This is a genomic window from Microbacterium sp. MPKO10 (genome assembly GCF_026107415.2).
Lineage (GTDB): Bacteria > Actinomycetota > Actinomycetes > Actinomycetales > Microbacteriaceae > Paramicrobacterium.
This window is the reverse complement of the sequence record NZ_JAPCHX010000001.1, coordinates 842,243-868,467: the sequence shown is the minus strand read 5'-3', so window position 1 is coordinate 868,467 and position 26,225 is coordinate 842,243. Positions and strand designations below refer to the sequence as shown.

Sequence of the window (26,225 nt, the reverse complement as noted above, 5' to 3'; positions counted from 1 at the left end):
GATTAATCCACGAAGTTCAGGCTTTGGCAGAGGCTGAGCGCGCCGTTGTGGTCATCTCTCCCATTTCGGAGCGGGCGGCGTCCACGCCGTCATCGCCTGCACCAGTGCTCGCGGGTTCTCTTCGACGATCAGGGCGTCGCTGAACGTCGGCGCAATGAATCCCTTCTCGGTCATTGACGCAATCATCTGCACGAGCGGCTGCCAGAACCCATCGACGTCGAGCAGCGCAACGGGCTTCGCGTGGATTCCGAGCTGCTGCCACGTCCACGCTTCGAAGAGCTCCTCGAGCGTGCCCGCGCCGCCCGGCAGAGCGACGAACCCGTCACCCAGTTCAGCCATGCGTTCCTTACGCTGATGCATGTTCGCGACGACCTCGAGGTGGGTGAGTTTTGTGTGCGCGATCTCTCGGTCGACGAGAGCCTGCGGCATCACGCCGCGCACGTCGCCGCCTCGCTCGACAAGCGCATCGGCGAAGGCTCCCATCAGCCCCACGTGTCCGCCGCCGTACACGGCTCCGATTCCCGCGTCGGCGAGCGCGTGCGCGAATTCCGTCACAGCTGTCGTATACACGGGGTCGTGTCCGGCAGCAGAACCAGTGAACACGGTGATTCGTTGCAGCATCCCAGTCTCCCTCGCATCTCGTCCCATTCGTTATGACCCCTCACCGTCCGCGAGCGCCTCGAGCAGCCGATCAGCGGCAAATGCCGCGACCGCGCCAGCCGCGGCCAGCACTGCCACTCCGGCCAGGCTGGCCCCGGCGATCATTAGTCGCGTCACGGATGCCCCTCTCTCGCCGTCAGTCATTGTCGTCGGGCGACGAGATCGACAGCACGTCCTTCACATCGGAGAGCGCCTCGACCAGGTCGTCGGTCGGTCCCGTTTTGGCGCGGGAGAATCGCATGCTCGCCTCAATCATGTCGGTATTGCCCTCTTCAGTTTTGCGCGTGTGAGAGAGCGAGGTCTGATAGCCGAGTTCTGTGGCGCAGGCGAGAATCCGCCGAAGGGCTCCCTTGTTATTGCGATACGTCACCGTGAAGCGTGCGCCACGTTCAACGGACGGAATGCGGGAGGCGATGACGCTGAGCGCCATGACCGCGATCAGGTACAGCACCGTCGTCGCGGCGGCGATTACCGGCATCCCGGCACCGCACGCCATCCCGATGGCCGCGGTGACCCAGATGGACGCGGCCGTCGTCAGCCCGTTAACGATGTTCTGACGCACGAAGATGACACCGGCACCGAGAAAGCCGATGCCCGAGACGATCTGCGCCGCAATGCGCGACGGGTCGAGAACGACTTCGGCACCGAGAACATTCTGAAACCCATACGCCGAGACCAGCGTGAACAGCGCGGCGCCCAGACCGACAACGGCGTGCGTGCGCATCCCGGCTGATTTCAGCTGCCGCTGACGTTCGAACCCGACGATCGCCGACAGGGCGAACGCGATGCACAACAAGATCAGCTCAGTGAGAATCGTGTCGGGGAGCCAGGTGATCTCGACCAATGCTGCACCTCCTGCCTGTGCGTGAGTCGCGGCCTTCGCTCAACATACCGCCCGCGCAGCGGCACAGCACACGTCCCGCATCCATTTTCCCGCACCCGTCGAGGATCTGCCGAACGAGGCTACGTGGCGACGCGCTGCTCGATCTGACGTACCGCCTGAACCACACCGTCGTCACGGGCCCGGATGCTGTCGCCGAGCGCCCGCGCACGCGGAGTGCACGTTTCGGCGGCGGCGATCGCCGCAGCGAGCGACTCTGCCGTGAGCCGCCGGAGCCTGACGCCAACGCCGATATCGGCAACGCGCTTTGCCCAGAACTGCTGGTCGCCCAGAAACGGGCGGATCACCTGCGGAACACCAGCCGTCAGCGCCGCTCCGACCGTCCCTACGCCGCCATGATGCACGGCGACCGCCGTGCGCGGCAGCAGCCAGTCGTGTGAGACATGGTCGAGAACCAGGATGCTGTCATCGCCCTCGAGCTCGACAGCCCCAGCCCCGGTCACGACCACGCCGCGGCGTCCGGCGCGACGCAGCCCATCGCGAATGGCGGCTCCAACAGCATCCGGATGTGTTGACGTCATGCTGCCGAACCCGACGTACACGGGTGGCTCGCCGTTGCTGAGAAAGTCGACGAGTTCGGGCGCGGGCTCGTCGGCAGCACCGGGCAGACGCCAGAAGCCGAGCGGTTCGGCACTCGCGGGCCACTCAGTGGGAGCCGGGAGCAGGTGGGGGCTCCACGCGTTGAGGGCCCCGTCTGCGGCGATGCGGTCGGCGATCCCGGTGAGCGGCGTCGACAGTGCCAACCGGTCGCGGTGCAGGGTGCGCAGCATCCCTCTCCAGGGCGCCTCAATGGCGGAGCTCATCCGCCAGGTCAGGCGGTTCAGCGCGCGCGGAATCGGGAAGCTGAGCAGGGGCGACGGGAATGCTGCCGTGGGCTGGTAAAGCGGGATCAGCTGAACGGCGATCGACGGAACACCGAGGCGCTCGGCGACGAGGGGCGCCGCGAGCGTCTTCGGATGGTAGACGACGACGTCGGTGGCGTGGTCGGCGAGATCTGCGACGTCGGCGAGAAAGAGCCTGAGTGCCGATTTCGCTCGCGCGGCCCCGGTGAAGGCGGCGAATGTGCCCCTATGTGCCAAAGAGCTCTGCAGCTCGAACAGGCTGTCGTCCAAGGCGATGAACGCGACGTCGTGCTCTGCGGCGAGCTCGAGAAATCGTGCGGGAGCGGCGAGCGTGGGGTGGTGCCCGGCGTCTGCGAGCCCGCGCGCCAGCGCGACGAACGGCTCGACGTCGCCGCGGCTGCCCGTGGTCACCAGAAGCGCTTTCATGCGCCCTGCTCCCACTCGTCAAGAAGGGCGGGGAACCGTTCGGCCATGAATGCGTACATGTCTCGCATCCGCTCGAGCCGGCGCCGCTTCACCGGGTCGTCGCCGACGACGCCAAGGCCCCGCTCGGCCAGGTCGGTGAATGCGTGAAACTTGCTCATCTGTGCGCGGAACGCGTTGCCGAACACGTCATCGGCGAGGCGGAAGCGGTCTCGCCGATGCCCGGGAAGTCGGAACCGCTCGATCAGGCCTCCGTCTTCCAGCCGACGTAACTCAACGCTCACGCTGCTCTTCGCCACGGCCAGTGCCGAGCACAGTTCCGGAGCATCGACACCGTTCTCGTCGACCGTGAGCAGAAGCCCCATGATGCGTCCGCCCGTGCGGCTCAGACCGAGCCCGCCGAAGTACAGCGCCGCGTGCTCCACAAACTCTGACACCTCATTCATGGGTTCCACTGTACAGTTTGTTCGGCACAAACCGAACACAATGTTGGCTACGATCCCTGTGGAAGATCGTCTGATCGCCCCGGAGGATCCGGCACCTGCCTGACGACCTGCCCGCCCGGCACCGCCGCGCGAGAGACAGGCTTCGGCATAATTGACTCAACTCCGGAATGACCCGGAGACTCGCAAAGGAGCACAGTTATGACCGGAACCATCAGAAAAGCGACGGCAGAGGCACTCGCCACATTCCTCTTCGTCTTTGCGATCATCGCCGCAGTCAACAACGCGGGCGACTTCGCCCCACTGGCCATCGGGTTTGCGCTGATGGTGCTGGTGTATGCGACCGGTCATATCTCGGGCGGGCACATCAACCCTGCTGTCTCGCTCGGTGCACTGCTTCGCGGGGCTATGAGTGTCGGCGACTTCTTCGCGTACATCGTCGCCCAGTTCATCGGTGGGGCACTCGGAGCCCTGCTCAGTATGGCGATTCTGCCGCGCCCAGAAGCGGCACTTGAGATCGAGGTCGTGCCGTCGTTCATCGTTGAAGCCGTCTTCTCATTCATCCTCGTATATGTCGTTCTCAACACGGCGACGTCAAAGGATCACGACGGCAACTCGTTCTATGGTCTCGCGATCGGAACGACAGTGTTCGTCGGTGCGGCGACAGTCGGCAGCATCTCGGGCGGCGGTTTCAACCCTGCCGTCGGGCTGGGCCTCGCCGTGAGCGGGCAGTTCTCGTGGTCCGCGCTCTGGCTGTACGTCGTCGCGCCGCTTGTCGGCGGAGCACTCGCGGCCGGTGCGTTCCGCCTGCTGAACGTTCACGACCTCGCGAAGAAGGCAGACGCCGAGCGCTGACGATCCCGCGACTCAGGCCTGTGCCTACGTTCTCGCTGACGACCAGAACCACACGCACAGCAGCCAAGACAGCGCGGCGGCGCCTAGCCGACATGACAAAGCGGAAGCATCGCGCTGCCGCCTACGAAGGGAGGGGCGGGCAGCACACGGTTCAACCTGCCGCGCATGGCAGAGTGGAGGCAGCCGCATCGCCGAAGGGAGTCACCATGGTTTCCGAGCTGCTCGTCGCCCACCCGACGTACACCGTGCGCCGCATCTTCGTCTCGTCGATGAACAATGCCGTGTATCTCGTCACGGCACGGCGGTCGGGCGAGCAGCTGCTCATCGACGCGGCTGCGGACGCGGCATCCATTTCTGCCCTGCTCCACGATGGTGAACAGGATGCCGGCCGCACGACGCGCCTGGGCACCATCGTGACGACGCACGCGCACTGGGATCACACGCGTGCCACGGCAGAGATCGCGAACAAGACGGGCGCGCGGGTGGCGATTGGGCGGGCGGATGCTGCGCAGCTCACTGCCGAGCGCAGCGTCGACGCTGACGTGCTGCTTGACGACGGCGACCGGGTGAGCATCGATGGCGTCGCGCTCGAGGTCATTGCGCTTCGCGGCCATACGCCGGGCTCGGTCGCACTCGCGCTGGGCGAGGAACCGACGCTGCTGTTTACCGGGGACAGCCTCTTTCCCGGCGGCGTCGGAAACACGGGCGACGATCCTGTGCGGTTCAATCAGCTCTTCACCGATGTCACGTCGCGTCTCTTTGACCGGTTCCCCGACAGCACACGGGTGTTCCCGGGCCACGGCGACCCCACGACGCTCGGTGCCGAGCGCCCCGCCCTCCCCGAGTGGCGTGCCCGCGGCTGGTAAGCGGCCTGCTGCGCATTCAGGACCGCCAGAGTATTGCAAGGGGCGCGGCGAAAATTCTGTCACCAGCTTGTTGTGTGTCTTGCCCCGTATGCAGCACATAGCCAGCGACGAACCGAGCCCCGAGGCGATCCCGCAACGCCGCAAGACCTTGAATGTCTTTCGCTTGTACCGTGACTGCCGCTTTGATCTCGATTCCTACGATGCGACCGTCGGGCGCCTCGAGAACCAGATCGACTTCGGTGCCCCGGCTATCGCGGTAATGGTGAAGGGAGGCCCGACTGTGTGCCCACTCCAACTGCCTTCTCACTTCGCCAACGACAAACGACTCCAACAGAGGTCCTGCCATGCTCCGATTCGCAGGAGACCGCAGTCCGTCTGGACTAAGTCTGAGAAGAGCAGCCAGCAGGCCAGTATCGCGCAAGAATACCTTGGGCTGCTTCACTTCACGCCCAGTAATATTCGGTGTCCACGCCGGAAGCGTGTGCGTGATGTAGAGCGTTTCAAGCAGTTTCACGTACGGTTCGAGAGTGCGGCGAGGAATTCCTGCCTCGGAGGCCACAGCGTTCCACACCATTCCCGTCCCCGCGCGGGCCGCGATGAGGCGAACGATGCGAGGCAGATCTGCGAGGCGATGCAAACCTGAGATATCCGAAGCGTCACGGTTGAGAACCTGCGTCAGATACGCGTCGTACCAGCGTGTTCGGCGTGCAAACGACGAGCGTGCCAATGCTTCGGGGTACCCACCGTCGCAGGCAATCTGTAGGTAGTCCTCTCGCGTAAGGTCACTGTGGGCACCATGTTGTGCCAGTCCGTTGAGTACCGCGTCAACGAACGTCCCTCTTCGGTTCTCGATCTCACCCTGGCTGAACGATTCCAAACTGATTGTCTCAACACGGCCCGCCAGTGATTCTTGGGTTGCGGTGAGGTCGAGGAGGTTCGCTGACCCGGTTATGAGAAAACGACCGGCTTGTTTGTCCCGGTCCACGCTTGCTTTCAGCGCGATCGCCAGGTGCGGAGCCCGCTGGATCTCGTCGACGACCAGTAGCCCTTCCGGGAATTGCGTGACGAACCCGACGGGATCGTCGGAGGCGAACGCCCGCGATGCTTCGTCGTCAAGCGTAACGATCCTGTTGCTGCGTTCGGCGGCAACGGCGGCAGCAAGCGTCGATTTTCCGACTTGCCGAGCTCCTTGAATCATGACAATTCGAGTGTCGTTCAGAGCATCGCGAACCTGCGCTGCAACAAAGCGCTCTCTCATGTGTTCCGGCACACCCATGACTCCAATTCTACGGGATTCTCGCCGTTTCACCGCGTCAATCTCGCCGTTCTACCCTCCTGTCCTCGCCGTTTTGCCGCAGTCTGGTCGCCGTTTCACCACCGCAGTCCTCCGCCACCCAATCGCGATCCTTTCGATCGCAGCAACACCGCGAGTCCCCCTGCGCTTTGCTACCCCGAAGATCCACGCGGAGCGAGTTCGATGCTTCTCCAGCCTGGTCGGGCGATGTGGCCTCCGCGCTCGGCACGCGCGAACACCCCAACACGAGCTCCAATGCTCGTAAAGTGGTGCCATGCAGCCGACTGACACCGCAGTCTTCGATGCGCACTTCCACATCGTCGATCCCGCGTTCCCGCTCATTCCCAATAACGGATACCTGCCCGAAGCCTTCACGGCAGACGACTACCTCCAGCGAACCCGTCACCTTGGCATTACGGGCGGCACTGTGGTGAGCGGTTCGTTTCAGGGAACCGACCAGAGCTATCTCATTGCCGCGCTCGAGCGCCTGGGCCCCGGCTTCGTCGGCGTCACCCAGCTGACCGCCGACGTCACGGACGTCGAGATCACCAGACTGGATGCTGCCGGCGTCCGCGCTGTGCGGTTCAATCTCTACCGTGGCGCGACCATCGATCTGTCAGATATGGAGCAGTTCGCGCGCCGGGTGCATGACGTCGCCGGCTGGCACAGCGAACTCTACGTGGATGCTGCCGACCTCCCCGACCTTGAGAGCACGCTCCGTCGGCTCCCCCAGGCTTCCGTCGACCACCTCGGTATGAGCGACGACACCACGGGCACGCTGCTCTCGCTGGTCGAAGCCGGACTTGTCGTGAAGGCGACGGGTTTCGGCCGCATGTCGGTGAGTGACCCGGATGCTCTCATGGCGACGATCGACCGGGCCAACCCGAACGCACTCATCTTCGGCAGCGACCTGCCCTCAACCCGCGCGAAGGTGCCGTTCGCGGATTCCGACCTCGACCGCGTGCGCGCGGCGGTGGGTGACGACCGCGCCCGCGCGGTGCTTGCCGAGAACGCGCGCCGCCTGTATCGCGTCGCTGACGCGTCGTAGGCTCGCGCTCCATCACGGAGACGACGAACTTCCGGACCCCAAACCGTTGCGCCGGCCGTCGGTGTGCTGTCTACACCGGGCTGCCCACAACGACGCTGCATCATCCGCGCATGTGGATAACCGCTCGCCAGGGTGTGCCTGTGGACAACGATTGCCACAACTCAGGCAACAGCTCCGGATGCTGCCCGGCTACGCGCGCGTGCCGGGCGACCGTCGCGCCCCAGCATCCGATCGATCTCAGTCGCCGCGTGCCTGCCGTCACGGTTGGCACCGAGTGTGGACTGTGACGGCCCGAAGCCGACGAGATGCACACGTGGTTCGTCCACGACACGAGTGTTGCGCGTGACGATGCCGCCGAGTTCGTGCCGAAGCTGCAGCGGGTCCAGATGCGCGAGAGATGCTGCGAATCCCGTCGCCCAAAGAATGGTGTCGACGGTTGTGAGAGAGCCGTCCGCCTCGCGAACTCCGTGCGGTTCGAGCGCGGTGAATATCGGGCGACGATCGAGCACACCGCGCGCCTTCGCCTCAAGCGCATACGACGTCCAAGGCAGTCCCGTGTACGAGACGATGCTGCCCGAGGGTCGCCCGGCCTCGACGTCGGCTTTTACCGCCGAGATCGTGGCACGCCCCTCGGTCTCCGGCCTGAACGACCCGTCGAGCCACACCGGTTCGCGCCGGGTGTACCAGAGCGTCGTTGCGACGCGCGAGATCTCTTCGAGGTGCTGGATCGACGAGATTCCGCCGCCGACGATGGCGACACGCTGGCCCGCGAATTCGTCGAGCGAGACGTAGTCGCGCGTGTGCAGCTGGCGGCCACGGAACGTCTCGGCTCCCGGCAGGGTGGGAAGTCGCGGGTTGTCCCACGTGCCGCTGGCATTGATGATCGCTCGTGTGCGCCACGTCTCGTCGGTCGTCTCGACGACGAGATCGCCGTCGGGCGCAGCATCCGCCCGTTCGACAGACATCACGCGCACGGGTCTCATGATCGGCAGGTCGAACGTGCTCTCGTAGTCGGCGAAATAATGCGGCACAGCCGTTCTGCTCGGCTCGGCATCGTCGATGGGTGGCTTCTCCATGCCCGGCAGGTCGAAGATGCCGTTCACGGTGTTCATCGTGAGGGACTTCCACCGGTGCTGCCATGCCCCACCCGGCGCTGGATTGGCGTCGAGAACCACGAACGTTGGGTATTCGGCATCGTCGTCGAGTGCGCTGTCATACCCGAGACGCTGCAGGTGAAAGGCGGCCGAAAGTCCCGCCTGACCCGCACCGATCACGACGACAGTCGCGGTGCGTTGAGTGGTGGCCATGCTTGGTGCAACGCCTCGGTGCGGCGCGATCTTCCCTCCCCGCCCACGCCAGGCAAGCCGAGGGTCGATCCGGGATGCTGTCGCGGGCGCACATGGCTGGAATCAAAACGGTGTGCTCCGGTGTTGAACCCTGTAGAGCCCGATGGTGACGCCGTCATACAGCCCGCCCCCGTGAGTCGTGGGGTTACGGTAAAGACGAGACGTGGTCGGGTTGCCCGATGCCATCAAGAGAAGGAGCACGCATCATGACGAGCGGAAAGCAGGATTCCGGGGAGATCACCCGCCGCGACGGCACAGAGACGGCCATTCTGGCGGGCGGATGCTTCTGGGGTATGGAAGACCTTGTCCGCCGTCAGCCGGGAGTGCTCGGAACGCGCGTCGGGTACACGGGAGGCGAGAACGACCACGCCACGTATCGTCACCACCCAGGGCATGCTGAGGCTCTGGAGATTGTCTACGACCCGGCGAAGACGACGTATCGCGATATTCTCGCGTTCTTCTTCCAGATCCACGACCCCTCGACCCTCAACCAGCAGGGCAACGACCGGGGCACGAGTTATCGCTCGGCGATCTTCCCGGTCACCCCAGAGCAGGAGATGGTTGCTCGCGAGACGATCGCCGATGTCGACGCCTCCGGTCTCTGGCCGGGAAAAGCTGTGACCACGATCGAGCCGCTCGGACCGTTCTGGGAGGCCGAGCCTGAGCACCAGGACTACCTCGAGAAGTACCCCAACGGCTACACCTGCCACTTCCCGCGTGCCGGGTGGGTGCTGCCGAAACGAGACGCCGCCTCCGCGTAAGCACAGGCGAATACTCGTTGTCGCCTGTGCCATAACGAGTGGGGACTATGCCGAGAGGGCCCCCAGTGGGATCACATGCACTCCCGAGGGCATCGTGTAACCGTATTCGGTCCCCGTCACAACTGCCATGAAGCGTGGCGTTCCCATGCGCTCGAGATCAATTCGTTCATCCCGCAGTTTCAGCAAATTCGCTTCGGCTTCTGCGATCTTGCTCGCGCCGAGTTTGACCTCGATAGCCGCCCAGCTACCGTCCCGATATTCAACGATTGCATCGGCCTCGAGTCCGCCACTGTCCCGATAGTGGTAGACGTGTCCGCCGTTTCGCTCTACGTATACCTGCAGGTCCCGTATCGCCATTGCTTCAAACACTTGGCCGAAATATTCCGGGTCGCGCGCTAAGCGCGCGGCAGATAGGCCAAGCAACGCGCAGGCAAGAGCTGGGTCCGCAAGATGCCTCTTCGGCTGCTGGCGAAGTCGAGTACGTGATCGAAGGCTCGCGGCCCACGCAGGTATTTCTTCAATGGCGAATACTGCGCGCAGAGCGTCGAGATAATCGCTGACTGTGTTGCGCCCAATCTCCACACCGTTCGACGCGACATCATCGACCAGCTTTGCGATCGAGACCTCTGCAGAAACATTTCTTGCCAAACTCACGAGCAGGCGCCGCATCTTGGCTGGGTCGTGACGCACTCCTCCTGCCTGAATTACATCAACCGCCATCAGATCGGCACTGTACGACTCATTGAACTCGATCGCATCTTCGGTCGTCGCTTCGAGAAGTGTTGGCCAACCACCACGAACTGCCTCCGCCGCGAGATCCTGATATGTGAGGTGCGAACGGACTCCACTGAGCTGCCCTACCGCGTCCAGCTCGCTCAGAGATACATCCCCACTTGATCGCCCACTTTCCGCAAGCGACATCGTGCGCATACGTGCGCGCGAGATTCTTCCCGCTCCCGAGTGTCGACGTACATCATCTGCTGGCCTGGCAGAACCAGAGACAATGAACTGCCCTGACAACTGTCGATCATCAATCTCGTGTCGAATCACATTCCAGATAGCTGGAGCTAACTGCCACTCATCGATGAGCCTCGGCGCCTCACCGATCAGCAGCGAACGCGGATCAAGCTCCGCTAACGCGACCAATTGAGGCGATTCATCGAGACGGATCGAACTCCGCGCATGCTGCAGGCCCGTCGATGTCTTTCCGCACGCTCGAGGACCTTCTATGAAGACCGCACCCATAGCGCCCAGAGAGCGAAGGATCCGCTGATCGATGCACCGCGCTACGTAGTCCATACTGTGATATTAGTGCAGTTTGCAGATCTTTTATAGTGCAGTTTGCAGATCTTTTATAATGCAGTTTGCAGACCTTTTATAGTGCGCCTTGCAGAGAGCTTGATGTGCAGTTTGCGGAATCAATGGCGGAATCCCGGCTCCCCCTGTTGGCAGGGCACCAGACACCAGCCCGTAGGTACAGCTACCGGGCGGCACGCCGACAGAAGAGGAACACACCTGAAGCAAATATTGCAAGAAACAATGCGCTGTGGGGTATTGATCGAATTCGTTCGATGCCCCTTCTCTCGCCCGTGCAATCTCTCTGCCCGGGTTCGGCGAATCCTCCGTGTTTACGACGAGAACACGGTGTGGCTTGAGGGCTCCTTCGATCCGACACAGACGATACTTCGCGACGTTCTTGCCTTCTTCTTTCAGATCCACGACACATCGGCCCTCAACCAGCAGGGCAACGACCGGGGCACGAGTTATCGCTCGGCTTCCCGCGTGCCGGGTGGGTGCTGCCGAAACGAGACGCCGCCTCCGCCTGATTCACTGAGTACGGATGCTGCGGCGCGACGCAGCGCGAGACGACGTGATGTGACGCCGCACGGCGCAGCAGTACGTGATCCGACGCGACGCTCGATGCGCGACGATGGGTTTCCGTAACGATGAGCGTCCGTACTCGTCAGCTCGGGTTCAGTCGTCGAGGGAGCGCACGACTCGGGCGGGTGACCCGACGACGACGGTGCGCGCAGGCACATCCTTCGTCACGACTGAGGCGGCTGCCACGACAGCATCCTCTCCGATCGTCACGCCCGGCAAGATAGTGACGTTCGCGCCGATCCAGACATTTCTCTCAATCACGATTGGTGCCGGATGCATGTCAGCGCGCCGTACCGGATCGAGGTCATGGTTCAACGTCGCGAGAACAGCGTTGTGACCGATCAGGCAGTCATCACCGATCGTCACGCCGCCTTGGTCCTGAAAGCGGCATCCTGAATTGATGAACACGCGCTTGCCAAGAGTGATGTTCTTGCCGAAATCAGAGGTGAAGGGCGGGAAAACCCGCACCGTCTCGTCGACCGGGGTGCCGGTCAAGTCGGTGAGAAGTTCGCGCACGCGCGATGGCTCGTGATAGCCGCTGTTCAGCTCTCCGGCGATCCGCAGGGCCTCCTGGCTCACGCGGTGCATGACCTCGTGAAGCGGAGAGTCGCCGGTGATCGTCTCACCGGAGTTGAGGGCGCGGAGCAGATCGTCGAGGTTCATGACTCGAGGCTAACGCTCTGCCGCAGAGCACGTCTTGTTCGAGAGCCTGACGAAGAAGTGCCACAAAGGCTGCGCAGCGAGGCGTGGCTGTCGCGGATCAACTCCTGATTTTTCCACCATGATGTGATCGCGATCCCTGCCCCCTTCAGGGCCACCCCGCAAAACCCGGAGTAGCTCACACCAGCCGACGAAGAGTTCCATCCTGTGGCCTAACGATGGTGGCACCGCACACTCGGACCGCTTATGTGCAGAATACTTCCCTTTTGTAGTTATGTGCAGTAAACTGCTCATAACTTTTTGTGGGAAGTATTCTGCACTCGGAGGTAGTCATGGAAATACCATCCACGGCGGCGTTCGCCGAGTTCGTGCGGAGCAACAGGTTGCGTTCGAACCTGACGCAGGACGATCTCGCCCAGGCAGTACGCAAGAGCAGGCGTTGGGTGCACGACCTGGAGTCGGGCAAGGTCGCACCATCACTTGACGCAGTGATCGACGTTGCAGCTGTCCTCGGCTACACCGTCGAGCTTAAAAAGAGTGAGCGCTCGGGCATCCTTGACGAGCTGTTCGAGGACCTGTAATGACCGATGTCCTCGACGTCTGGGTGGACGCTCGCTTCGCCGGCAAGCTCATGTGCGGTGAGCAGGACCAGGTCGAATTCCTCTACAACGAGGCATACCGTCAGGATCCGCGCTCCACGCCACTATCGAAGAGCATGCCCATGAGCGCGCTCGGTCACGGTCCCGATGTGGTCATGCCGTGGCTTTCTAACCTGCTGCCAGACGCAGAGGAGGTGCGCACGCGCTGGGCGGCGAAGTTCGGGGAGCGACGTAGCGACCCCTTTACACTCCTGGCGCACATGGGTGAAGACGCGCCAGGGTCTGTCCAGGTGGTCCCGGAGGATGCGGTTCCCACAGCCGCCGGCGAGCTCTCACCGATGTCCGAACGTGAGATCGCCAGACGCGTGCGTGCCATCCTCGCTGATCCCGCTCATTGGGTCGACGACTCCGATGAAGATGAGAGCCGATTCTCTCTCGGAGGCAATCAGGGCAAGTTCGCTGTGGCCCAAATCGATGGCGAGTGGTTTGAGCCCAACGGCCATGCTGCGAGCACGCACATCGTCAAGCCGGGCATGGTGATCGCTGCCGGGCATACGGACGATCACATCCAAGCCCTGGAATTCGTCACGATGCGCGCCGCGCGCGCCCTCGGCATTCGCGCGGCATTTGTCGACATCCTCGACTTTGATGGCGTGCCCGCGTTCGTCACCGCTCGATACGACCGCCGCATTCGTGACGGCAACGTCGTACGCGTGCATCAGGAAGACTTCTGCCAAGCGCTCAGTGTCTTCCCATCGCGCAAATACGAAGAGGACGGCGGGCCGACCATGGCCGACATGGTCGAGCTCGTCTCCCGCACGTCGACACCGGCTTACCGCACCGAAGACCTGCGAGCTCTCGCGGACCTGTTTGCGTTCAACCTCCTCGTCGCTGGCGTCGACGCACATGCCAAGAACCACAGCATGCTGCACGTCGGTAACAACACCAGGCTCGCTCCCGCATACGACCTGATCTCTGCGCACGGCATCTGGGACGAAAACCGAGTCGCGTACACCTCGAGTGCGGCAGTGAAGTACGGCAAAGAGCGCAGATATCGGCTGATTTCCGGGCGCAACATCGCCCGCACTGCCGACGTGCTCGGGATGCAGCGCACGGACTTCATCGGACGACTTGAGCAGATGGCGAAAGAACTCCCGAATGCCTTCGAGCAGGCCATCGGCCAAGTGCCCTCGTCCATGGTGACCACGGAGTTGCGTGCAATGCCCGTGCGCATCGCGGCGTTCGCCACCGATCTCGTGCACCGAACACAGGGGGAAGACCTGAGTCTCCGTGCCCTTCCACGTTTCACAGGGAAGACCGCAGTGGGCACGCCACGTTCACGCGGCCTCTGGGAACCGGGCACGTGGCGCAACGGTCGATGGATCACCGGCCACTACCGCAAGCGATCAACGCGCTAAGGACCGTTCTCGAAGACGTGCCCACACGAACTGGGCGGTACCGAATAGCAACCCTGCGATGAACAATCGAATGCTGATCCGCAAAACGCGGATCCAACCCACTGTGCGCGAGGGGGGACTTGAACCCCCACGTTCTTGCGAACACTGGCACCTGAAGCCAGCGCGTCTACCAATTCCGCCACTCGCGCGAGCGTTGACAGCACTGTGTCAACTCAGCGAGATTAGCATGAAAAGACGCACGATTCCTATTCCGCACGACCGCACCACATTGGCTTGGAGAGCGCCGCACAAGGTGCCCTCTCCCAGTCCTTCCTACTAGCATGTGCGTAGCCACTGAACGAAAACTGGAGCACTGTGGGGATTCTGGATAACTTCGAGAAGGGACTGGAGCGTGCCGTCAACGGCGCGTTCGCGAAGACCTTCCGCGCGGGCCTGCAGCCCGTTGAGATCTCCAGCGCGCTCAAACGCGAGCTCGACACCAACGCGGCGATCGTCACCCGCGACCGCATCCTGACCCCCAACCGGTTCAGCGTGCGCATGTCCGTCGACGACCACGAGCGCATGGACCGCTTGGGCCCCACGCTCATCGACGAGCTCACCTCCGTGGTGCAGAAGCACGCGAAACAGCAGGGCTACCAGTTCGCCGGAGCCGTCGACATCTCGTTCGCCGCCGATCCGAAGCTGAGTGACGGGATGCTGCAGGTCGACGCCGAGAACGTGAAGGGCGACGTCACGTGGCAGCCCGTCGTCGACATCGACGGCAAGCGCCACCCCATCCGCCAGTCACGCACGGTCATCGGGCGCGGCAGCGACGCCGACATCACCGTCAACGACACCGGAACCAGCCGCAAGCACGTGGAGATCCTCTGGGACGGCGAGCGCGCTCAGGTGCGCGACCTCGGATCGACGAACGGATCAACGCTCAACGGGGCGAAGATCAGCCAGGCGGCACTCGAACCCGACTCCGTCATTCAGATCGGGCGCACGCGCATCACCTTCCGCGTGCTCGCCCAGGCGCGCCCCGCGTCACACGCCGACATTCCCACCCGGCGCACCGACATGGGCGGATTCTGGGGGCCAGCGTCGTGAGTGAACTGACACTTCTCGTCCTTCGATTCGGATTCCTCATCCTCCTCTGGTTCTTCGTGCTCGGCGTCGTCTACGCGCTGCGCTCCGACCTGTTCGGGCAGGGCCGCAAGGTGGACGCGGGCAAGCAGTCGAGCGCGCGAGCAGCATCCGCCCCGCCGCAGGCGAAACCCGCACCGGCCCCGGCCGCCGCACCGCGCGCGGCCCGCAGCGGCAACGCCACAGTGCACAACGTCACACGCATCGTGATCACCTCGGGCACAAAGCAGGGCACCGAAGTGCCCCTTGGAAAAGGCCCCATCACCATCGGACGCGCCGCCGACTCGACGCTCGTGCTGCGCGATGACTACACCTCGACACACCACGCACGGCTGCTGCTGTGGAACGACGACTGGATGCTGCAAGACCTCGACTCGACGAACGGAACCTACCTCGCCGGCAAACGCGTCGGCGCACCGACGCCCATCACGCTCGGCGCCCCCATCAAGGTGGGCCAGACGACGTTCGAGCTGCGAGGCTGATCCATGCCCCTCTCCGCGAACGCGGCGGCCGCGACAGACGTCGGCAAGATCCGCTCGAACAACCAGGATTCCGGCTATGCCGGCACCCACTTGTTCATGATCGCGGATGGCATGGGCGGGCACGCGGGCGGAGACGTCGCCTCGGCCATCGCCGCCAACCGAATCATCGAGGCGGATGCTGCGTACGAGACGGTTGAAGATGCGCAGTTCGCGATGCAGGACGCCATCATGGCGGCGAACGACCAGCTGAGCGAGACCGTCTTCGAGCATCCGGAGCTCACCGGCATGGGCACGACCGTCGACGCCCTCATGATCGTGGGCGACGAGGTGGCGATCGCGCACATCGGCGATTCGCGCATCTACCTGTACCGCGACGGTGAGCTGACGCAGATCACCACAGACCACACGTTCGTGCAGCGACTTGTCGACTCGGGGCGCATCACACAGGCGGAGGCCCGAGTGCACCCGCGCCGGTCGGTGCTGATGCGTGTGCTCGGCGACGTCGACACCTCGCCCGAGGTCGACACACTGTCGATGCCCCTGCACGACGGCGATCGCTGGATCATCTGCTCTGACGGCCTGAGTGACTACGTGGACGACCGCGACACTCTGCGCATCGTCGCGTCGGGGCAGAACGCGCAGAAGACGGCAGACCGGCTGGTCAAGAAGACGCTCGACAACGGGGCACCTGACAACGTCACGGTCGTCGTCCTCGACGTCGGCGCCAAGAGCACAGCATCCGGCCCCGTCACGGTGGGATCAGCATCCCGCCCCCTCGCATTCGAAGTCAAGCCGTCGCGCCGCACGGGGCTCATTCCCGCGCTGCGCCTGCACACCGGTCGCGTCGCTCCCCTCGACCCGTCACACTTCGAGCCTGCGAGCGAGGACTACCTCGAGGAGCTCATCGAGGAGGACGCGAGGCGCGTGAAGCGGCGGCGCCTGACGTGGACGCTCGGCATCATCGTGCTGGTGCTGGCGCTCGTGCTCAGCCTGCTCGCCGCATACTCGTGGACGCAGACGCGCTACTACGTCGGCGCCGACAACGACACCGTGGTGATCTATCAGGGCATCCAGCAGAACGTCGGCCCCCTGTCACTGTCGCAGGAGTACGACGACACCGGCATCCTGCTGAGCGAACTGTCGTTCTACGACCGGCAGGAGGTCGAGCGCACCATCAGCGCCGCGAGCCTCGAAGACGCCATGGACATCGTGTCGCGGCTGCGCATCGACAGAGACGAAGAACAGGATGCTGACACGGGCACACCCGCGCCCACGGAATCTCCGTCTCCCACTGACACACCCACCGCCACCTCGACACCGGGGGCAGACGGATGACCGACGTGAAAGACGCGAACAGCGTCACCCCCGACACCGCGGTCATCCGCATCATGAAGAAGCTGCACGTGCCGCAGAAGCTGCGCAACCGCGAGCTGATGCTGCTGGTCTTCGCCTGCGTCGTGAACACCGTCGCGATCATGCTTGTGCAGCTGGGGGCGCTCGGCGCGCTTGACTACTCGCTCATCTACTTCGGCGCCGCCCTCTCGGTGCTCGTGTTCGGGCTGCACATCTGCCTGCGCTACGTGGCCGTGCAGGCCGATCCGCTGCTTCTGCCGATCGCCACCGTGCTCAACGGGCTCGGCATCGCCGAGATCTACCGCATCGACATCGCCGAGGGCAATGCCGGGTGGGCGGCAGCATCCACTCGCCAGATCGCGTGGAGCGCCATCGCCATCATCGCGGCGATCGTCATCGTGCTGTTTCTGAAGAACCACCGCTCGCTGTTCCGGTACACGTACATCTTCGGCCTCGGAGCGTTCGTTCTACTGCTCCTGCCACTCGTGCCGGGCCTCGGCAAGAGCGTCGGCGGTGCGAAGGTCTGGATCGGCATCGGCGACCTGCTGTCGTTCCAACCGGGCGAGGTCGCGAAGATCGCCCTCGCCGTGTTCTTCGCCGGTTACCTCGTGCGCACGCGCGACAGCCTCTCGATGGTGGGCAAGAAGGTGCTCGGCGTGCGGTTCCCGCGCCTGCGCGACTTGGGGCCCATTCTCGTCGTGTGGGTCTTTGCGATGCTCGTCATCATCTTCGAGCGCGACCTCGGTACGGCACTGCTGTACTTCGGCATGTTCACGGTGATGCTGTACGTGGCTACCGGGCGACTCAGCTGGGTGCTGATCGGCGGCGTGCTCTTCGGTGCCGGCGCGTTCGTGGCCAGCCAGTACCTCACGTACGTGCAGAACCGGTTCAACAACTGGATCAATGCGTTCAGCGACGCCGTCTACAACGGCGGGGATGCAGGCAATAGCTACCAGCTGGTGCAGGGCATCTTCGGCCTCGCCCATGGCGGGCTCATCGGCACCGGTCTGGGGCAGGGCAGGCCGTACCTCACGCCCCTGGCCGACAGCGACTACATTGTCGCGAGCCTCGGTGAAGAACTCGGGCTCGCCGGACTGTTCGCCATTCTGGTGCTCTACCTCGTGCTCGTCTCGCGCGGCATCCGTGTCGGCTTCGTCGGGCAAGACGACTTCAGCAAACTGCTCGCGCTCGGCCTATCGTTCACGATCGCGCTGCAGGTGTTCATCATGGTCGGCGGCGTCACCCGCGTGATTCCGCTCACCGGCCTCACCGCGCCGTTCCTGGCCGCGGGCGGATCGTCGCTCGTGGCCAACTGGATGATCGTCGCCATCCTGCTGCGCGTCAGCGACAGCGTCCGCCGCAAACCCGCGGAGGTGAGTTCGTGAACAAAGAAATGAAGCGCGTCGGCCTCGTCGTCGTGGCAATGTTCCTCGCCCTGTTCGTGTCGACCACCCTCATCCAGGGCATTCAGGCGGATGCTCTCGCCGCAGACCCGCGCAACACGCGGACCCTCTACGACAGTTACCAGACCGAGCGCGGCGCGATTCTGGCCGGCGACACCGTGCTGGCAGCATCCGAGCCGACTGGCGATCGCTTCGTGTATCAGCGCACGTATCCCGAAGGAGACAAGTACGCCGCCGTCACCGGATACTTCAACCCCACGCAGGGCTCCTCCGGTCTCGAGCATGCGATGAACCAGTACCTCTCGGGGACGGCGAACTCGCAGTTCCTCGACACGCTCAACCAGATCATCGCCGGGCAGGATCCCAAGGGCGCGGCCGTCGAGGTCACGATCGACCCCGCGGTTCAGGATGCTGCCTGGGAGGCCATGCAGGGCTACACGGGCGGACTCGTGGCCATCGAGCCCAAGACGGGGCGCATCCTCGCCATGGTCACCACGCCCACGTTCGACCCGAATACGCTCGCGGCGCATGACAGCGAGACCGTCCTCGACACCTATAACTCCCTGCTCGACGACCCGGCCAAGCCTCTGTACAACCGGGCGACGAGCGGGGATCAGAACCCGCCGGGATCGACGTTCAAGGTCGTTGTCGCCGCCGCTGCTTTTGCGTCAGGCGATTTCACACCCGATTCAAAGCTGCCGAACCCGGCGACTTACACACCGCCGGGCACCTCGCACAAGATCTACAACGCGACCCGCGGAACGTGCGGCTCCGGTGACGAGGTGACGATCTCCGATGCGATTCGGCTCAGCTGCAACATCCCGATGGCGGAACTCGCCGTCGAACTCGGCGACGAAGCGATCCGGGATGCTGCTGAATCGTTCGGCTTCAACGACGAGAACATCACGATTCCATTGCAGTGCGGCACCAGCCGGTACCCGCAAGAGGGGCTGGATGACGCTCAGACGGCGCTCACGGGTTTCGGGCAGGGTGACGTCAGGTCGACGCCTCTGCAGATGGCGATGGTGTCGGCCGGCCTCGCGAACGAGGGCACGGTCATGACGCCAACGCTCGTCGACCGGGTGACGGGACGCAACCTCGAGGTGCTGCAGAGCTTCGCGCCCACGGTGTACAACGAGGCCACGACGCCCGAGGTGGCGGCAGACGTGTCTGCCGCCATGCAGCTCAGCGTCCGAAGCGGAGCCGCGAGTAATGCCACAATAGACGGAGTCAGTGTGGCAGGAAAGACGGGCACAGCCGAGAACGGGTCCGACGAGCCATACTCCCTGTGGTTCACCGGCTTCGCCCCCGCGGATAACCCCCAGGTCGCAGTAGCAGTCGTAATTGAAGATGGTGGCGGAAAGGGCCAGTCCGGCAGCGGCAATGCAATTGCCGCACCGGTCGCCAAAAAGGTAATCGAGGCGGTGCTGAACGAATGAGACCCATGGCAGGGGTGACCTTCGGCGGGCGATACGAGTTGGAGTCTCGCATCGCCATCGGAGGCATGGGCGAAGTCTGGAAAGCCACGGACAACGTCATCGGCCGAACGGTCGCCATCAAGATCCTCAAAGACGAGTACATGGGCGACCCCGGCTTCCTCGAGCGCTTTCGTGCCGAGGCGCGGCACGCTGCGCTCGTCAACCACGAGGGCATCGCCAACGTCTTCGACTACGGCGAAGAGAACGGCTCGGCCTTCCTCGTCATGGAACTCGTGCCCGGTGAGGCCCTCTCGTCAACACTCGAGCGCGAGCACGTGCTGTCGACGGACGCGACACTCGACATCGTCGCGCAGACAGCCGCCGCGCTGCAGGCCGCGCACACGGCGGGCCTCGTGCACCGCGACATCAAGCCGGGCAACCTGCTGATCACCCCCGACCGCCGGGTGAAGATCACTGACTTCGGCATCGCCCGCATCGCCGACCAGGTTCCGCTCACCGCGACCGGTCAGGTCATGGGAACAGTGCAGTACCTCTCGCCTGAGCAGGCGTCTGGGCACCCAGCATCCCCGTCGACAGACATCTATTCGCTCGGCATCGTCGCCTACGAGTGCCTCGCGGGCAAGCGCCCGTTCACCGGCGAGTCGCAGGTGGCGATCGCCATGGCGCAGATCAACGACGCCCCGCCCGAGCTTCCCGCCACCGTCGCTGAGCCGGTGCGCAACCTCGTGTTCTCGATGATCGCGAAGAACCCCGACGATCGTCCGGCCTCGACGGCGCACGTGGTGCGCGCCGCGAACGCGCTGCGTCGCGGCGACGTCTCGGCCGCCACGGCCGCGGTACCCGCTGTCGGCGAGGGCACGGGCGGAACCAGCATCCTTGCCGGGGGCAGCGACGACACCACCCAGCTGATCGGCGAGCACGAAGACACCGGAACGGCGTCGCTCCCCGTCGCGGGTGAAGAAGGCGACGAGGGAGAGAAGAAAAAGAAGCGCAGCCCGTGGACGTGGCCGCTCATCGTGCTGATCGCCGTGCTCGCGATCGTGCTGGCTGGAACGATCTTCGCCCTCGTCAACATGAACGGTGACCCGGATGCCGGCGGCACGACGACCCCGCCGACGACGACGTCTGCGCCACCCGAAACATCGTCGACTCCGACGCCCGAGAACACCCGGGTCACGATCAACAAGAACGACTACATCGGGCTGTCGTACGACGACGCCGCGAACAAACTCAAGGAGCTCGGCCTCACCCCGAAGAAGCAGGTCGGCGATGCGGCGTCGAGTGAAGACACCGTGAACACCGTCTACGACGTGAACCCATTCAACAAGGTCGACCCGGGCGCGACCATCACGCTCACGGTTTATGACGAGGTGCCCGCGCCCGAGACACCACCCGCACCGGATGCGCCTGCCGTCAACGGGTGCGTCAGCTCGCCGTGCTCTGTTGAGGGCACCGAGGGCGAAGACGTCACGATCAATGTCACGTGGAACCCGTACCGCGAGTGCCCGGCCGGAGAGCCGACCAACTATCGCGTCTCGGCCCGTGGCGGAAGCCCGGAGTCGGTGGACGTCAAGCCGAGCGGCAGCATGGGCACTGACATCACGATTCCCGCCGGCACCGACTCCGTCAGCGTCTCGCTCACGGTCTTCTGCGATGACGTGCAGTCTGAAGCGTCCGACTCGACGCTCGTCCAGGTCAACAGAACTCCGGGCGACGGCGACACGGGCGGCAACGGCGGCGGCACAAGTCAGGGGCAGGAAGAACGCACGAGTGGTGACGGGAACTCGAGCTCCGGGATCACCCTGGGCGCCCTTCCGCCGAGCGAAGAAGCCCTGGCGCGCCGGTAACAGATCGTTACGATCCGCGGCGGAGTGTCAGGGTTCCGGCGACTGTCCAGCATCCGCCCGATAGGCTATACGCGTTCAGGGCCCCGAGAGGGGCGGCGTCCGACGATTCGGAGTTCATGGGGTGGTTGACGAAGAGCGGATCCTCGCCGGGCGGTACCATGTCGGTTCCGTCATCGGACGAGGCGGCATGGCGGTCGTCTATAAGGGGCGCGACACCAAGCTCGGTCGCAACGTCGCCATCAAGATCCTCAAATCCGATCTTGCGAGCGACCCCGCCTTCCGCACGCGCTTCCGTCAGGAGGCACAGGCCGCGTCGCGCATGTCGCACTCGAGCATCGTGCGCGTCTACGACGCCGGTGAAGAGTCCGTCCGCCGCGAGAACGGCGAGATCGAGCGCGAACCCTTCATCGTCATGGAGTACGTGCAGGGCCACCAGCTCAAGGATCTGATCGCACAGGGCCCCCTCGAGGTCGACGAGGCCGTGCGCATCACCCAAGACATCCTCACCGCCCTCGAGTATTCGCACCGCGCGGGCGTCGTGCACCGTGACATCAAGCCGGGCAACATCATGATCACGCCAGAGGGCGTCGTGAAGGTGATGGACTTCGGCATCGCCCGCGCCGTGAGCGACACGTCGTCGACGGTCGCCCAGACGACGCAGATTCTCGGGACGGCCTCATACTTCTCGCCGGAGCAGGCGAAGGGCGAAACGGTCGACGCCCGGACCGATATCTACTCGGCATCCGTTGTACTGTTCGAGATGCTCACCGGCCGTGCTCCATTCATCGGAGACACCGCCGTCGCCGTCGCGTATCAGCACGTGAGCGAGACGCCGGTGAAGCCATCTTCGCTCAACGACGCCGTGACGCCCGCCATCGACAAGGCCGTGCTGACGGGGCTCGCCAAAGACCGCTATCAGCGGTATCAGACGGCGAGCGAGTTCAGCGAAGCACTGGACCTCGCTGCCGACGGACATATTCCGCTCGACACCGTGGCGATGTCGCGCGATGACGACGTGGCGACCGAGCTGTTCGGCGCCGCCCCCGCGCCCGTGAACGACACGGAGCAGGCGCTGCGTCAGCTGACCAACGATGACACCGTCACGCGCACGCAGCGGCGCCCTCCGGTCGTCTGGATCTGGGCCGGGGTCACCGTTGTCGCGGTGATCATGATTGCCGTGCTTGTCTGGGTGATCACCCTCCCGTCGGCGGCGCCGATCCCGTCTGCCTCGCGTACGATCCCGAGCCTTGTGGGGTCGACGTGGGAGAGCGCCGAGAAGACACTCACCGATCTGGACCTGCTGCCCACCAAGTACGAAAAGCCGAGCGCCGATGTGCCGGCGGGCGACGTGATCTCCGTCGATCCCGAAGAAGGCACGCGGGTCGACCCGAACACGCAGGTGAAGGTGTACGTGTCGACAGGTGCCGAACTCAACCCGGTGCCCGATGTCAGCAATATGTCGCTCGATGATGCGAAGGCGAAGATCGAGGATGCCGGGCTCGAAGTGGGCTCGATCAGCTCTGAGAATTCGCCGTCCGTCCCGGAAGACACCGTGCTCTCGACGTCGCCCGCCAATGGGGAGGAAGTCCCCGAGGGCACCACAGTGGACATCGTGATCTCTGACGGCATGGTGACTATCCCGGACATGACGGGCAAGGCACTCGAGACGGCCCGGCAGGAGCTCGAGGGCGAAAAATACGCTCTCACCGTGATCGATGTACCCGATTCGTCGTGCGTCGCTGCGGAGGGAAACCCGGTCACGAAGCAGTCGATCGGCCCGGGCGAAGTTCCCCAGCACTCGACGATCGAGCTGACCTACTGTTCGGGTGAGCCCGATGATGGCGGCGACGACGGTGGCGGCAACGACGGTGGCAACGGGAATGGCGGCGGCGGCGACAATCAGGGTTCGCCGAATGCACAGAGCACACCGGCGCGCGAGAACCACTGATCACACACGGAGGATTCGCTCGGCGGGGACTCGCACGACACACGGACGGTTCTGGCGCGGACGCGTACTGAGCACTCGGTGACACCAAGTTATATGCGCACGGACATCTTCTGCAGGTGTGCGCCCCCAACTTGTCCGCAGCATGACACTTTGTTCGACGGCGCGTCTATCGGGCCGGGCCCCGTTCACAAACGCGGATCATGAGGCGACGCAGCGTCGTTCGCTGGCGCGGGGCGGCTCTGCGCGCCGGGTGACGCCAAGGTGTGTGCGCACGGACATCTTCTGCAGGTGTGCGCCCCCAACTTGTCCGCAGCAGGACACCTTGTTCGGCCGCGCGGGCGTCAGACGGGCGCGGCAACGATGTGTGCGGGCACTGCGTCAGGCCGGCGCAACACTGATGTGTACGGGCACAGGGTCAAGCGGGCGTGACAGTGGCACGTGCAGCCTCAGGAGCCGCTGAGGCTCAGGGCGCAGTCGCTGTGGCCGGGGCAGCTGCGGGCGCAGCATCCGTTCCGATCAGCGGGTGCAGCGACGCCGCAACGCTCGCCGCACCCGTGAGCCCGACGACCTCGAGCCAGTTGCCCAGCATGCGGTAGCCGCCTTCGGTGAGCACGCTCTCGGGGTGAAACTGCACACCGAAGATCGGGTGCGTGCGGTGATGCAGCCCCATGATGACGCCGCCGTCGGTATGACTGTTGACAATGAGATCGTCGGGGATCGTGCCGGTGACGACGGCGAGTGAGTGGTAACGCGTCGCCGTGAATGGCTGCGGCACACCGGCGTAGAACGGGCTCTCATCGTGCGTCACACGCGAGGTCTTGCCGTGCATCAGTTCGTCGGCGTTCGTGACGACACCGCCGTATGCCTCAGCAATCGCCTGATGCCCGAGGCACACACCGAGCAGCGGCTGCCCCGACTCGGCCGCGGCGTGCACGAGAGGTATCGAGACTCCCGCGTTGGCCGGTGTTCCGGGGCCAGGTGACAGCAGAACCCCGTCGAATTCGCGCGTGTAGGCGACAGCATCCGCTTCGCTGAATGCGTCGTTGCGCACGACCTCGGTCTCAGCGCCGATCTGCTGAAGATAGCCATTCAGCGTATACACAAAGCTGTCGTAATTGTCGACGACGAGAACGCGAGTCATGAGGCGATTCTATTCGTCGATGGTGGCGTCGGGGACGGGGATGAGCGTCTGCACCCAGGGGAACACGAAGGCGAAGAGCGCGTACAGCACCGCCGCGATGAGCACGAGCAGAATGATGAGCTTGACGATGACGGGGCCCGGCAGAGCGCGCCAGAGTGCGGCGTACATGGTCAGTCCTCCAGGTTTTCGGTGAGGGATGCCGGCGGGCCCACAGCCGTCGGCGTGAACGACTCGAACGTGCCGTATGCCACGATGCGCTCGGCCGCCGAGAACATCGGGCTGCAGGCCGTGAGCGTGATGAAGCGGTCAGTGACGTCGGCGCTGTCGCTCTGCGGGATCGGGTTGAGCACGTCGACGGCCTGGGGCGTTACGTACTCCAGCGTGCGGAAGCGATACGTGTACCAGCCGTCTTCGGTTTGCAACACGATGGCGTCTCCGACGCGCAGCTCGGCGATCTGATTCAGCGGCTTGCCGTAGGTTGTGCGGTGGCCGGCCAGCGCGAAGTTGCCCGGTTCGCCCGCCGACTGCGTGTTGAGGTAGTGACCGAGGCCGATCGGGTCGAGGGTTCCGGGCCGCGTCACCCCGCCCGCGACGTCGGCGGCATAGTCAGAGCCGAAACGCGGAATGTGCATGACGCCGAAGATCTCGGTGTCGGCAGCGGGTTCACGAATGATCGGCTCGTAGACCTCGGTGCCGTCATCCGTCTCGACGGGGTCCGGCGCGGTCGGCGGGTTGAGCAGCCACTCCTGCGAACGCTCATGGGCGATGCCGTTCTGCTCATTGCGCACGATGATGTCGTTCAGCCAGAGCTGCCAGAAGAGGAAGAGTAGGATCAGCACGCCGGCTGTGATGAGCAACTCGCCCAGAACACCGACGACGGTGACACGTGGTCGGGTCTTCCGCCGTCGACGCGGTGAGGCGTCGCCTCGGGATGCTTCTCGTCTGCGAGTGCGGCGCGACGCAGCATCCGTGTCACCATGTACCATGGGGCTGATTCTACTGTTCCCACGACTCGCGATAGAATGGCTGGCATGGCACGCACGAAGAACAAGGCTGCGGCTGCTCGAGCACAACAACAGCAGCAGGCACAGCGCAGCGGTGATGACGCACCGAACCCGGTGTGGTTCAAGCCGGTGATGTTCGGCTTTATGCTGATCGGTCTCGCGTGGATCATCGTCTTCTACCTCTCGCAGGGTCTCCTGCCGGTAGCGGCGCTGGGCTCGTGGAACATTCTCGTCGGGTTCGGCATCGCGTTCATCGGCTTCCTGATGACAACGCGCTGGCGATAGCTGCACGCGACCTCACACTGTGCACTCGGCCTCCGCTGCGGCGGGGGCCTTTTGCGTGAGGACGCATGGGTCACCTGAGTGTGGCTATCTCCCCTCAGCACGCCAGCGTTGATGCAGGGCGGCCCGTCGACGCACCTGGGCCAATGCCGGGCGGCCCGTCGACGAGCCCGGGCTGATGCCAGGCGACGCCTCGACCGTTTT

26 protein-coding genes, 1 tRNA gene and 1 pseudogene are annotated in these 26,225 nt (G+C 64.2%); 15 read left to right on the top strand and 13 right to left on the bottom strand.

The genetic code is table 11. From position 1 onward, the window contains the following. Window positions 1–51 precede the first annotated feature (51 nt). The 5 genes from OK352_RS04130 to OK352_RS04110 all read right to left on the bottom strand — a co-directional run bounded on the left by OK352_RS04130 (window position 52) and on the right by OK352_RS04110 (window position 3,272). Window positions 52–621 (bottom strand): LOG family protein, encoded by a 570-nt coding sequence (locus tag OK352_RS04130; RefSeq protein WP_265140118.1) that lies wholly within the window; start codon window positions 619–621, stop codon window positions 52–54. Between the two features lie 30 nt (window positions 622–651). Beyond that, window positions 652–777 (bottom strand): hypothetical protein, encoded by a 126-nt coding sequence (locus OK352_RS04125; protein WP_265140117.1) that lies wholly within the window; start codon window positions 775–777, stop codon window positions 652–654. Window positions 778–796: 19 nt separating this feature from the next. Beyond that, window positions 797–1,504: an MgtC/SapB family protein gene (locus OK352_RS04120; protein WP_265140116.1), complete on the bottom strand. Its 708-nt coding sequence runs from the start codon at window positions 1,502–1,504 to the stop codon at window positions 797–799. 119 nt (window positions 1,505–1,623) lie between these two features. Next, on the bottom strand, window positions 1,624–2,829 hold the full coding sequence (locus tag OK352_RS04115) for a glycosyltransferase (RefSeq protein ID WP_265140115.1): 1,206 nt from the start codon (window positions 2,827–2,829) through the stop codon (window positions 1,624–1,626). Beyond that, window positions 2,826–3,272 (bottom strand): GbsR/MarR family transcriptional regulator, encoded by a 447-nt coding sequence (locus OK352_RS04110; protein ID WP_265140114.1) that lies wholly within the window; start codon window positions 3,270–3,272, stop codon window positions 2,826–2,828. The genes OK352_RS04115 and OK352_RS04110 overlap by 4 nt, the downstream gene beginning before the upstream one ends. A 198-nt stretch (window positions 3,273–3,470) precedes the next feature. On the opposite strand from OK352_RS04110, the gene OK352_RS04105 reads away from it, so the two are divergent. Both OK352_RS04105 and OK352_RS04100 read left to right on the top strand, forming a co-directional pair. Beyond that, window positions 3,471–4,124, top strand: a complete 654-nt coding sequence (locus OK352_RS04105; protein WP_265140113.1) for an MIP/aquaporin family protein — start codon at window positions 3,471–3,473, stop codon at window positions 4,122–4,124. Between the two features lie 206 nt (window positions 4,125–4,330). Beyond that, complete coding sequence (locus tag OK352_RS04100; RefSeq protein ID WP_265140112.1) at window positions 4,331–4,990, top strand: MBL fold metallo-hydrolase; 660 nt, start codon at window positions 4,331–4,333, stop codon at window positions 4,988–4,990. 16 nt (window positions 4,991–5,006) lie between these two features. Here the strand turns inward: OK352_RS04100 and OK352_RS04095 are convergent, their stop codons facing one another. Continuing rightward, window positions 5,007–6,266, bottom strand: coding sequence for an ATP-binding protein (locus tag OK352_RS04095; protein WP_265140111.1), 1,260 nt, complete (start codon window positions 6,264–6,266; stop codon window positions 5,007–5,009). A 292-nt stretch (window positions 6,267–6,558) separates the two neighbouring features. Between OK352_RS04095 and OK352_RS04090 the strand changes: the two genes are divergently transcribed. Beyond that, on the top strand, window positions 6,559–7,332 hold the full coding sequence (locus OK352_RS04090) for an amidohydrolase family protein (RefSeq protein WP_265140110.1): 774 nt from the start codon (window positions 6,559–6,561) through the stop codon (window positions 7,330–7,332). Between the two features lie 161 nt (window positions 7,333–7,493). Here OK352_RS04090 and OK352_RS04085 read toward each other — a convergent pair whose 3' ends face one another. Beyond that, complete coding sequence (locus OK352_RS04085) at window positions 7,494–8,639, bottom strand: NAD(P)-binding domain-containing protein (RefSeq protein WP_265140109.1); 1,146 nt, start codon at window positions 8,637–8,639, stop codon at window positions 7,494–7,496. Window positions 8,640–8,884: 245 nt separating this feature from the next. Between OK352_RS04085 and msrA the strand changes: the two genes are divergently transcribed. Next, window positions 8,885–9,439 (top strand): peptide-methionine (S)-S-oxide reductase MsrA, encoded by a 555-nt coding sequence (gene msrA / locus OK352_RS04080; RefSeq protein ID WP_265140108.1) that lies wholly within the window; start codon window positions 8,885–8,887, stop codon window positions 9,437–9,439. Window positions 9,440–9,484: 45 nt separating this feature from the next. On the opposite strand, the gene OK352_RS04075 is transcribed toward msrA, so the two are convergent. Next, window positions 9,485–10,738 carry an ATP-binding protein gene (locus OK352_RS04075; RefSeq protein WP_265140107.1) on the bottom strand — a complete coding sequence of 418 codons (1,254 nt, stop codon included), beginning with the start codon at window positions 10,736–10,738 and terminating at the stop codon, window positions 9,485–9,487. Window positions 10,739–11,101: 363 nt separating this feature from the next. Here OK352_RS04075 and OK352_RS04070 point away from each other — a divergent pair. Further along, window positions 11,102–11,215: pseudogene (locus tag OK352_RS04070) on the top strand (peptide-methionine (S)-S-oxide reductase); the annotation flags it as partial. 198 nt (window positions 11,216–11,413) lie between these two features. Here the strand turns inward: OK352_RS04070 and OK352_RS04065 are convergent. After that, entirely contained in the window at window positions 11,414–11,983 is a 570-nt protein-coding gene (locus tag OK352_RS04065) for a DapH/DapD/GlmU-related protein (protein ID WP_265140106.1), read from the bottom strand. 329 nt (window positions 11,984–12,312) lie between these two features. Between OK352_RS04065 and OK352_RS04060 the strand changes: the two genes are divergently transcribed. Next, window positions 12,313–12,561 carry a helix-turn-helix transcriptional regulator gene (locus tag OK352_RS04060; protein ID WP_265140105.1) on the top strand — a complete coding sequence of 83 codons (249 nt, stop codon included), beginning with the start codon at window positions 12,313–12,315 and terminating at the stop codon, window positions 12,559–12,561. Then, on the top strand, window positions 12,561–13,997 hold the full coding sequence (locus tag OK352_RS04055) for a type II toxin-antitoxin system HipA family toxin (protein WP_265140104.1): 1,437 nt from the start codon (window positions 12,561–12,563) through the stop codon (window positions 13,995–13,997). The genes OK352_RS04060 and OK352_RS04055 overlap by 1 nt, the downstream gene beginning before the upstream one ends. Before the next feature lie 104 nt (window positions 13,998–14,101). Here OK352_RS04055 and OK352_RS04050 read toward each other — a convergent pair. Then, a tRNA-Leu gene (locus OK352_RS04050) sits at window positions 14,102–14,185 on the bottom strand. 166 nt (window positions 14,186–14,351) lie between these two features. Between OK352_RS04050 and OK352_RS04045 the strand changes: the two genes are divergently transcribed. The 7 genes from OK352_RS04045 (at window position 14,352) to pknB (ending at window position 23,594) form a co-directional block, all read left to right on the top strand. Continuing rightward, complete coding sequence (locus OK352_RS04045) at window positions 14,352–15,086, top strand: FhaA domain-containing protein (protein ID WP_265140103.1); 735 nt, start codon at window positions 14,352–14,354, stop codon at window positions 15,084–15,086. Further along, window positions 15,083–15,604, top strand: coding sequence for an FHA domain-containing protein FhaB/FipA (locus OK352_RS04040; protein WP_265140102.1), 522 nt, complete (start codon window positions 15,083–15,085; stop codon window positions 15,602–15,604). Before OK352_RS04045 ends, OK352_RS04040 begins: the two co-directional genes overlap by 4 nt. Before the next feature lie 3 nt (window positions 15,605–15,607). Further along, window positions 15,608–16,939 carry a Stp1/IreP family PP2C-type Ser/Thr phosphatase gene (locus OK352_RS04035; RefSeq protein ID WP_265140101.1) on the top strand — a complete coding sequence of 444 codons (1,332 nt, stop codon included), beginning with the start codon at window positions 15,608–15,610 and terminating at the stop codon, window positions 16,937–16,939. Continuing rightward, window positions 16,936–18,342 (top strand): FtsW/RodA/SpoVE family cell cycle protein, encoded by a 1,407-nt coding sequence (locus OK352_RS04030; RefSeq protein ID WP_265140100.1) that lies wholly within the window; start codon window positions 16,936–16,938, stop codon window positions 18,340–18,342. Before OK352_RS04035 ends, OK352_RS04030 begins: the two co-directional genes overlap by 4 nt. Next, entirely contained in the window at window positions 18,339–19,799 is a 1,461-nt protein-coding gene (locus OK352_RS04025) for a peptidoglycan D,D-transpeptidase FtsI family protein (protein WP_265140099.1), read from the top strand. Before OK352_RS04030 ends, OK352_RS04025 begins: the two co-directional genes overlap by 4 nt. Then, window positions 19,796–21,646 (top strand): protein kinase domain-containing protein, encoded by a 1,851-nt coding sequence (locus OK352_RS04020; RefSeq protein WP_265140098.1) that lies wholly within the window; start codon window positions 19,796–19,798, stop codon window positions 21,644–21,646. The genes OK352_RS04025 and OK352_RS04020 overlap by 4 nt, the downstream gene beginning before the upstream one ends. Window positions 21,647–21,767: 121 nt before the next feature. Further along, window positions 21,768–23,594 (top strand): Stk1 family PASTA domain-containing Ser/Thr kinase, encoded by a 1,827-nt coding sequence (pknB, locus tag OK352_RS04015; protein ID WP_265140097.1) that lies wholly within the window; start codon window positions 21,768–21,770, stop codon window positions 23,592–23,594. Window positions 23,595–24,057: 463 nt separating this feature from the next. On the opposite strand, the gene OK352_RS04010 is transcribed toward pknB, so the two are convergent. The 3 genes from OK352_RS04010 to OK352_RS04000 are packed head-to-tail and all read right to left on the bottom strand — an operon-like array spanning window position 24,058 to window position 25,721. Next, window positions 24,058–24,735, bottom strand: coding sequence for an anthranilate synthase component II (locus OK352_RS04010; protein ID WP_265140096.1), 678 nt, complete (start codon window positions 24,733–24,735; stop codon window positions 24,058–24,060). A 9-nt stretch (window positions 24,736–24,744) separates the two neighbouring features. Further along, on the bottom strand, window positions 24,745–24,903 hold the full coding sequence (locus tag OK352_RS04005) for a hypothetical protein (protein ID WP_265140095.1): 159 nt from the start codon (window positions 24,901–24,903) through the stop codon (window positions 24,745–24,747). A gap of 2 nt (window positions 24,904–24,905) precedes the next feature. Continuing rightward, the gene (locus tag OK352_RS04000; protein ID WP_265140094.1) at window positions 24,906–25,721 is read right to left on the bottom strand and encodes a class E sortase; all 816 of its coding nucleotides are present in this window, start codon (window positions 25,719–25,721) and stop codon (window positions 24,906–24,908) included. Window positions 25,722–25,766: 45 nt separating this feature from the next. On the opposite strand from OK352_RS04000, the gene OK352_RS03995 reads away from it, so the two are divergent. Then, window positions 25,767–26,024, top strand: coding sequence for a cell division protein CrgA (locus OK352_RS03995; protein ID WP_166986094.1), 258 nt, complete (start codon window positions 25,767–25,769; stop codon window positions 26,022–26,024). Window positions 26,025–26,225: the final 201 nt, after the last annotated feature.

Bases quoted from the DNA above. Each gene is read 5' to 3' on its own strand.
- OK352_RS04130 (WP_265140118.1), bottom strand. From the start codon at position 621: ATGCTGCAACGAATCACCGTGTTCACTGGTTCTGCTGCCGGACACGAC.
- OK352_RS04115 (WP_265140115.1), bottom strand. From the start codon at position 2,829: ATGAAAGCGCTTCTGGTGACCACGGGCAGCCGCGGCGACGTCGAGCCG.
- OK352_RS04110 (WP_265140114.1), bottom strand. From the start codon at position 3,272: ATGAATGAGGTGTCAGAGTTTGTGGAGCACGCGGCGCTGTACTTCGGC.
- OK352_RS04105 (WP_265140113.1), top strand. From the start codon at position 3,471: ATGACCGGAACCATCAGAAAAGCGACGGCAGAGGCACTCGCCACATTC.
- OK352_RS04100 (WP_265140112.1), top strand. From the start codon at position 4,331: ATGGTTTCCGAGCTGCTCGTCGCCCACCCGACGTACACCGTGCGCCGC.
- OK352_RS04095 (WP_265140111.1), bottom strand. From the start codon at position 6,266: ATGGGTGTGCCGGAACACATGAGAGAGCGCTTTGTTGCAGCGCAGGTT.
- OK352_RS04090 (WP_265140110.1), top strand. From the start codon at position 6,559: ATGCAGCCGACTGACACCGCAGTCTTCGATGCGCACTTCCACATCGTC.
- OK352_RS04085 (WP_265140109.1), bottom strand. From the start codon at position 8,639: ATGGCCACCACTCAACGCACCGCGACTGTCGTCGTGATCGGTGCGGGT.
- msrA (WP_265140108.1), top strand. From the start codon at position 8,885: ATGACGAGCGGAAAGCAGGATTCCGGGGAGATCACCCGCCGCGACGGC.
- OK352_RS04075 (WP_265140107.1), bottom strand. From the start codon at position 10,738: ATGGACTACGTAGCGCGGTGCATCGATCAGCGGATCCTTCGCTCTCTG.
- OK352_RS04065 (WP_265140106.1), bottom strand. From the start codon at position 11,983: ATGAACCTCGACGATCTGCTCCGCGCCCTCAACTCCGGTGAGACGATC.
- OK352_RS04060 (WP_265140105.1), top strand. From the start codon at position 12,313: ATGGAAATACCATCCACGGCGGCGTTCGCCGAGTTCGTGCGGAGCAAC.
- OK352_RS04055 (WP_265140104.1), top strand. From the start codon at position 12,561: ATGACCGATGTCCTCGACGTCTGGGTGGACGCTCGCTTCGCCGGCAAG.
- OK352_RS04035 (WP_265140101.1), top strand. From the start codon at position 15,608: ATGCCCCTCTCCGCGAACGCGGCGGCCGCGACAGACGTCGGCAAGATC.
- OK352_RS04030 (WP_265140100.1), top strand. From the start codon at position 16,936: ATGACCGACGTGAAAGACGCGAACAGCGTCACCCCCGACACCGCGGTC.
- OK352_RS04020 (WP_265140098.1), top strand. From the start codon at position 19,796: ATGAGACCCATGGCAGGGGTGACCTTCGGCGGGCGATACGAGTTGGAG.
- OK352_RS04010 (WP_265140096.1), bottom strand. From the start codon at position 24,735: ATGACTCGCGTTCTCGTCGTCGACAATTACGACAGCTTTGTGTATACG.
- OK352_RS04005 (WP_265140095.1), bottom strand. From the start codon at position 24,903: ATGTACGCCGCACTCTGGCGCGCTCTGCCGGGCCCCGTCATCGTCAAG.
- OK352_RS04000 (WP_265140094.1), bottom strand. From the start codon at position 25,721: ATGGTACATGGTGACACGGATGCTGCGTCGCGCCGCACTCGCAGACGA.
- OK352_RS03995 (WP_166986094.1), top strand. From the start codon at position 25,767: ATGGCACGCACGAAGAACAAGGCTGCGGCTGCTCGAGCACAACAACAG.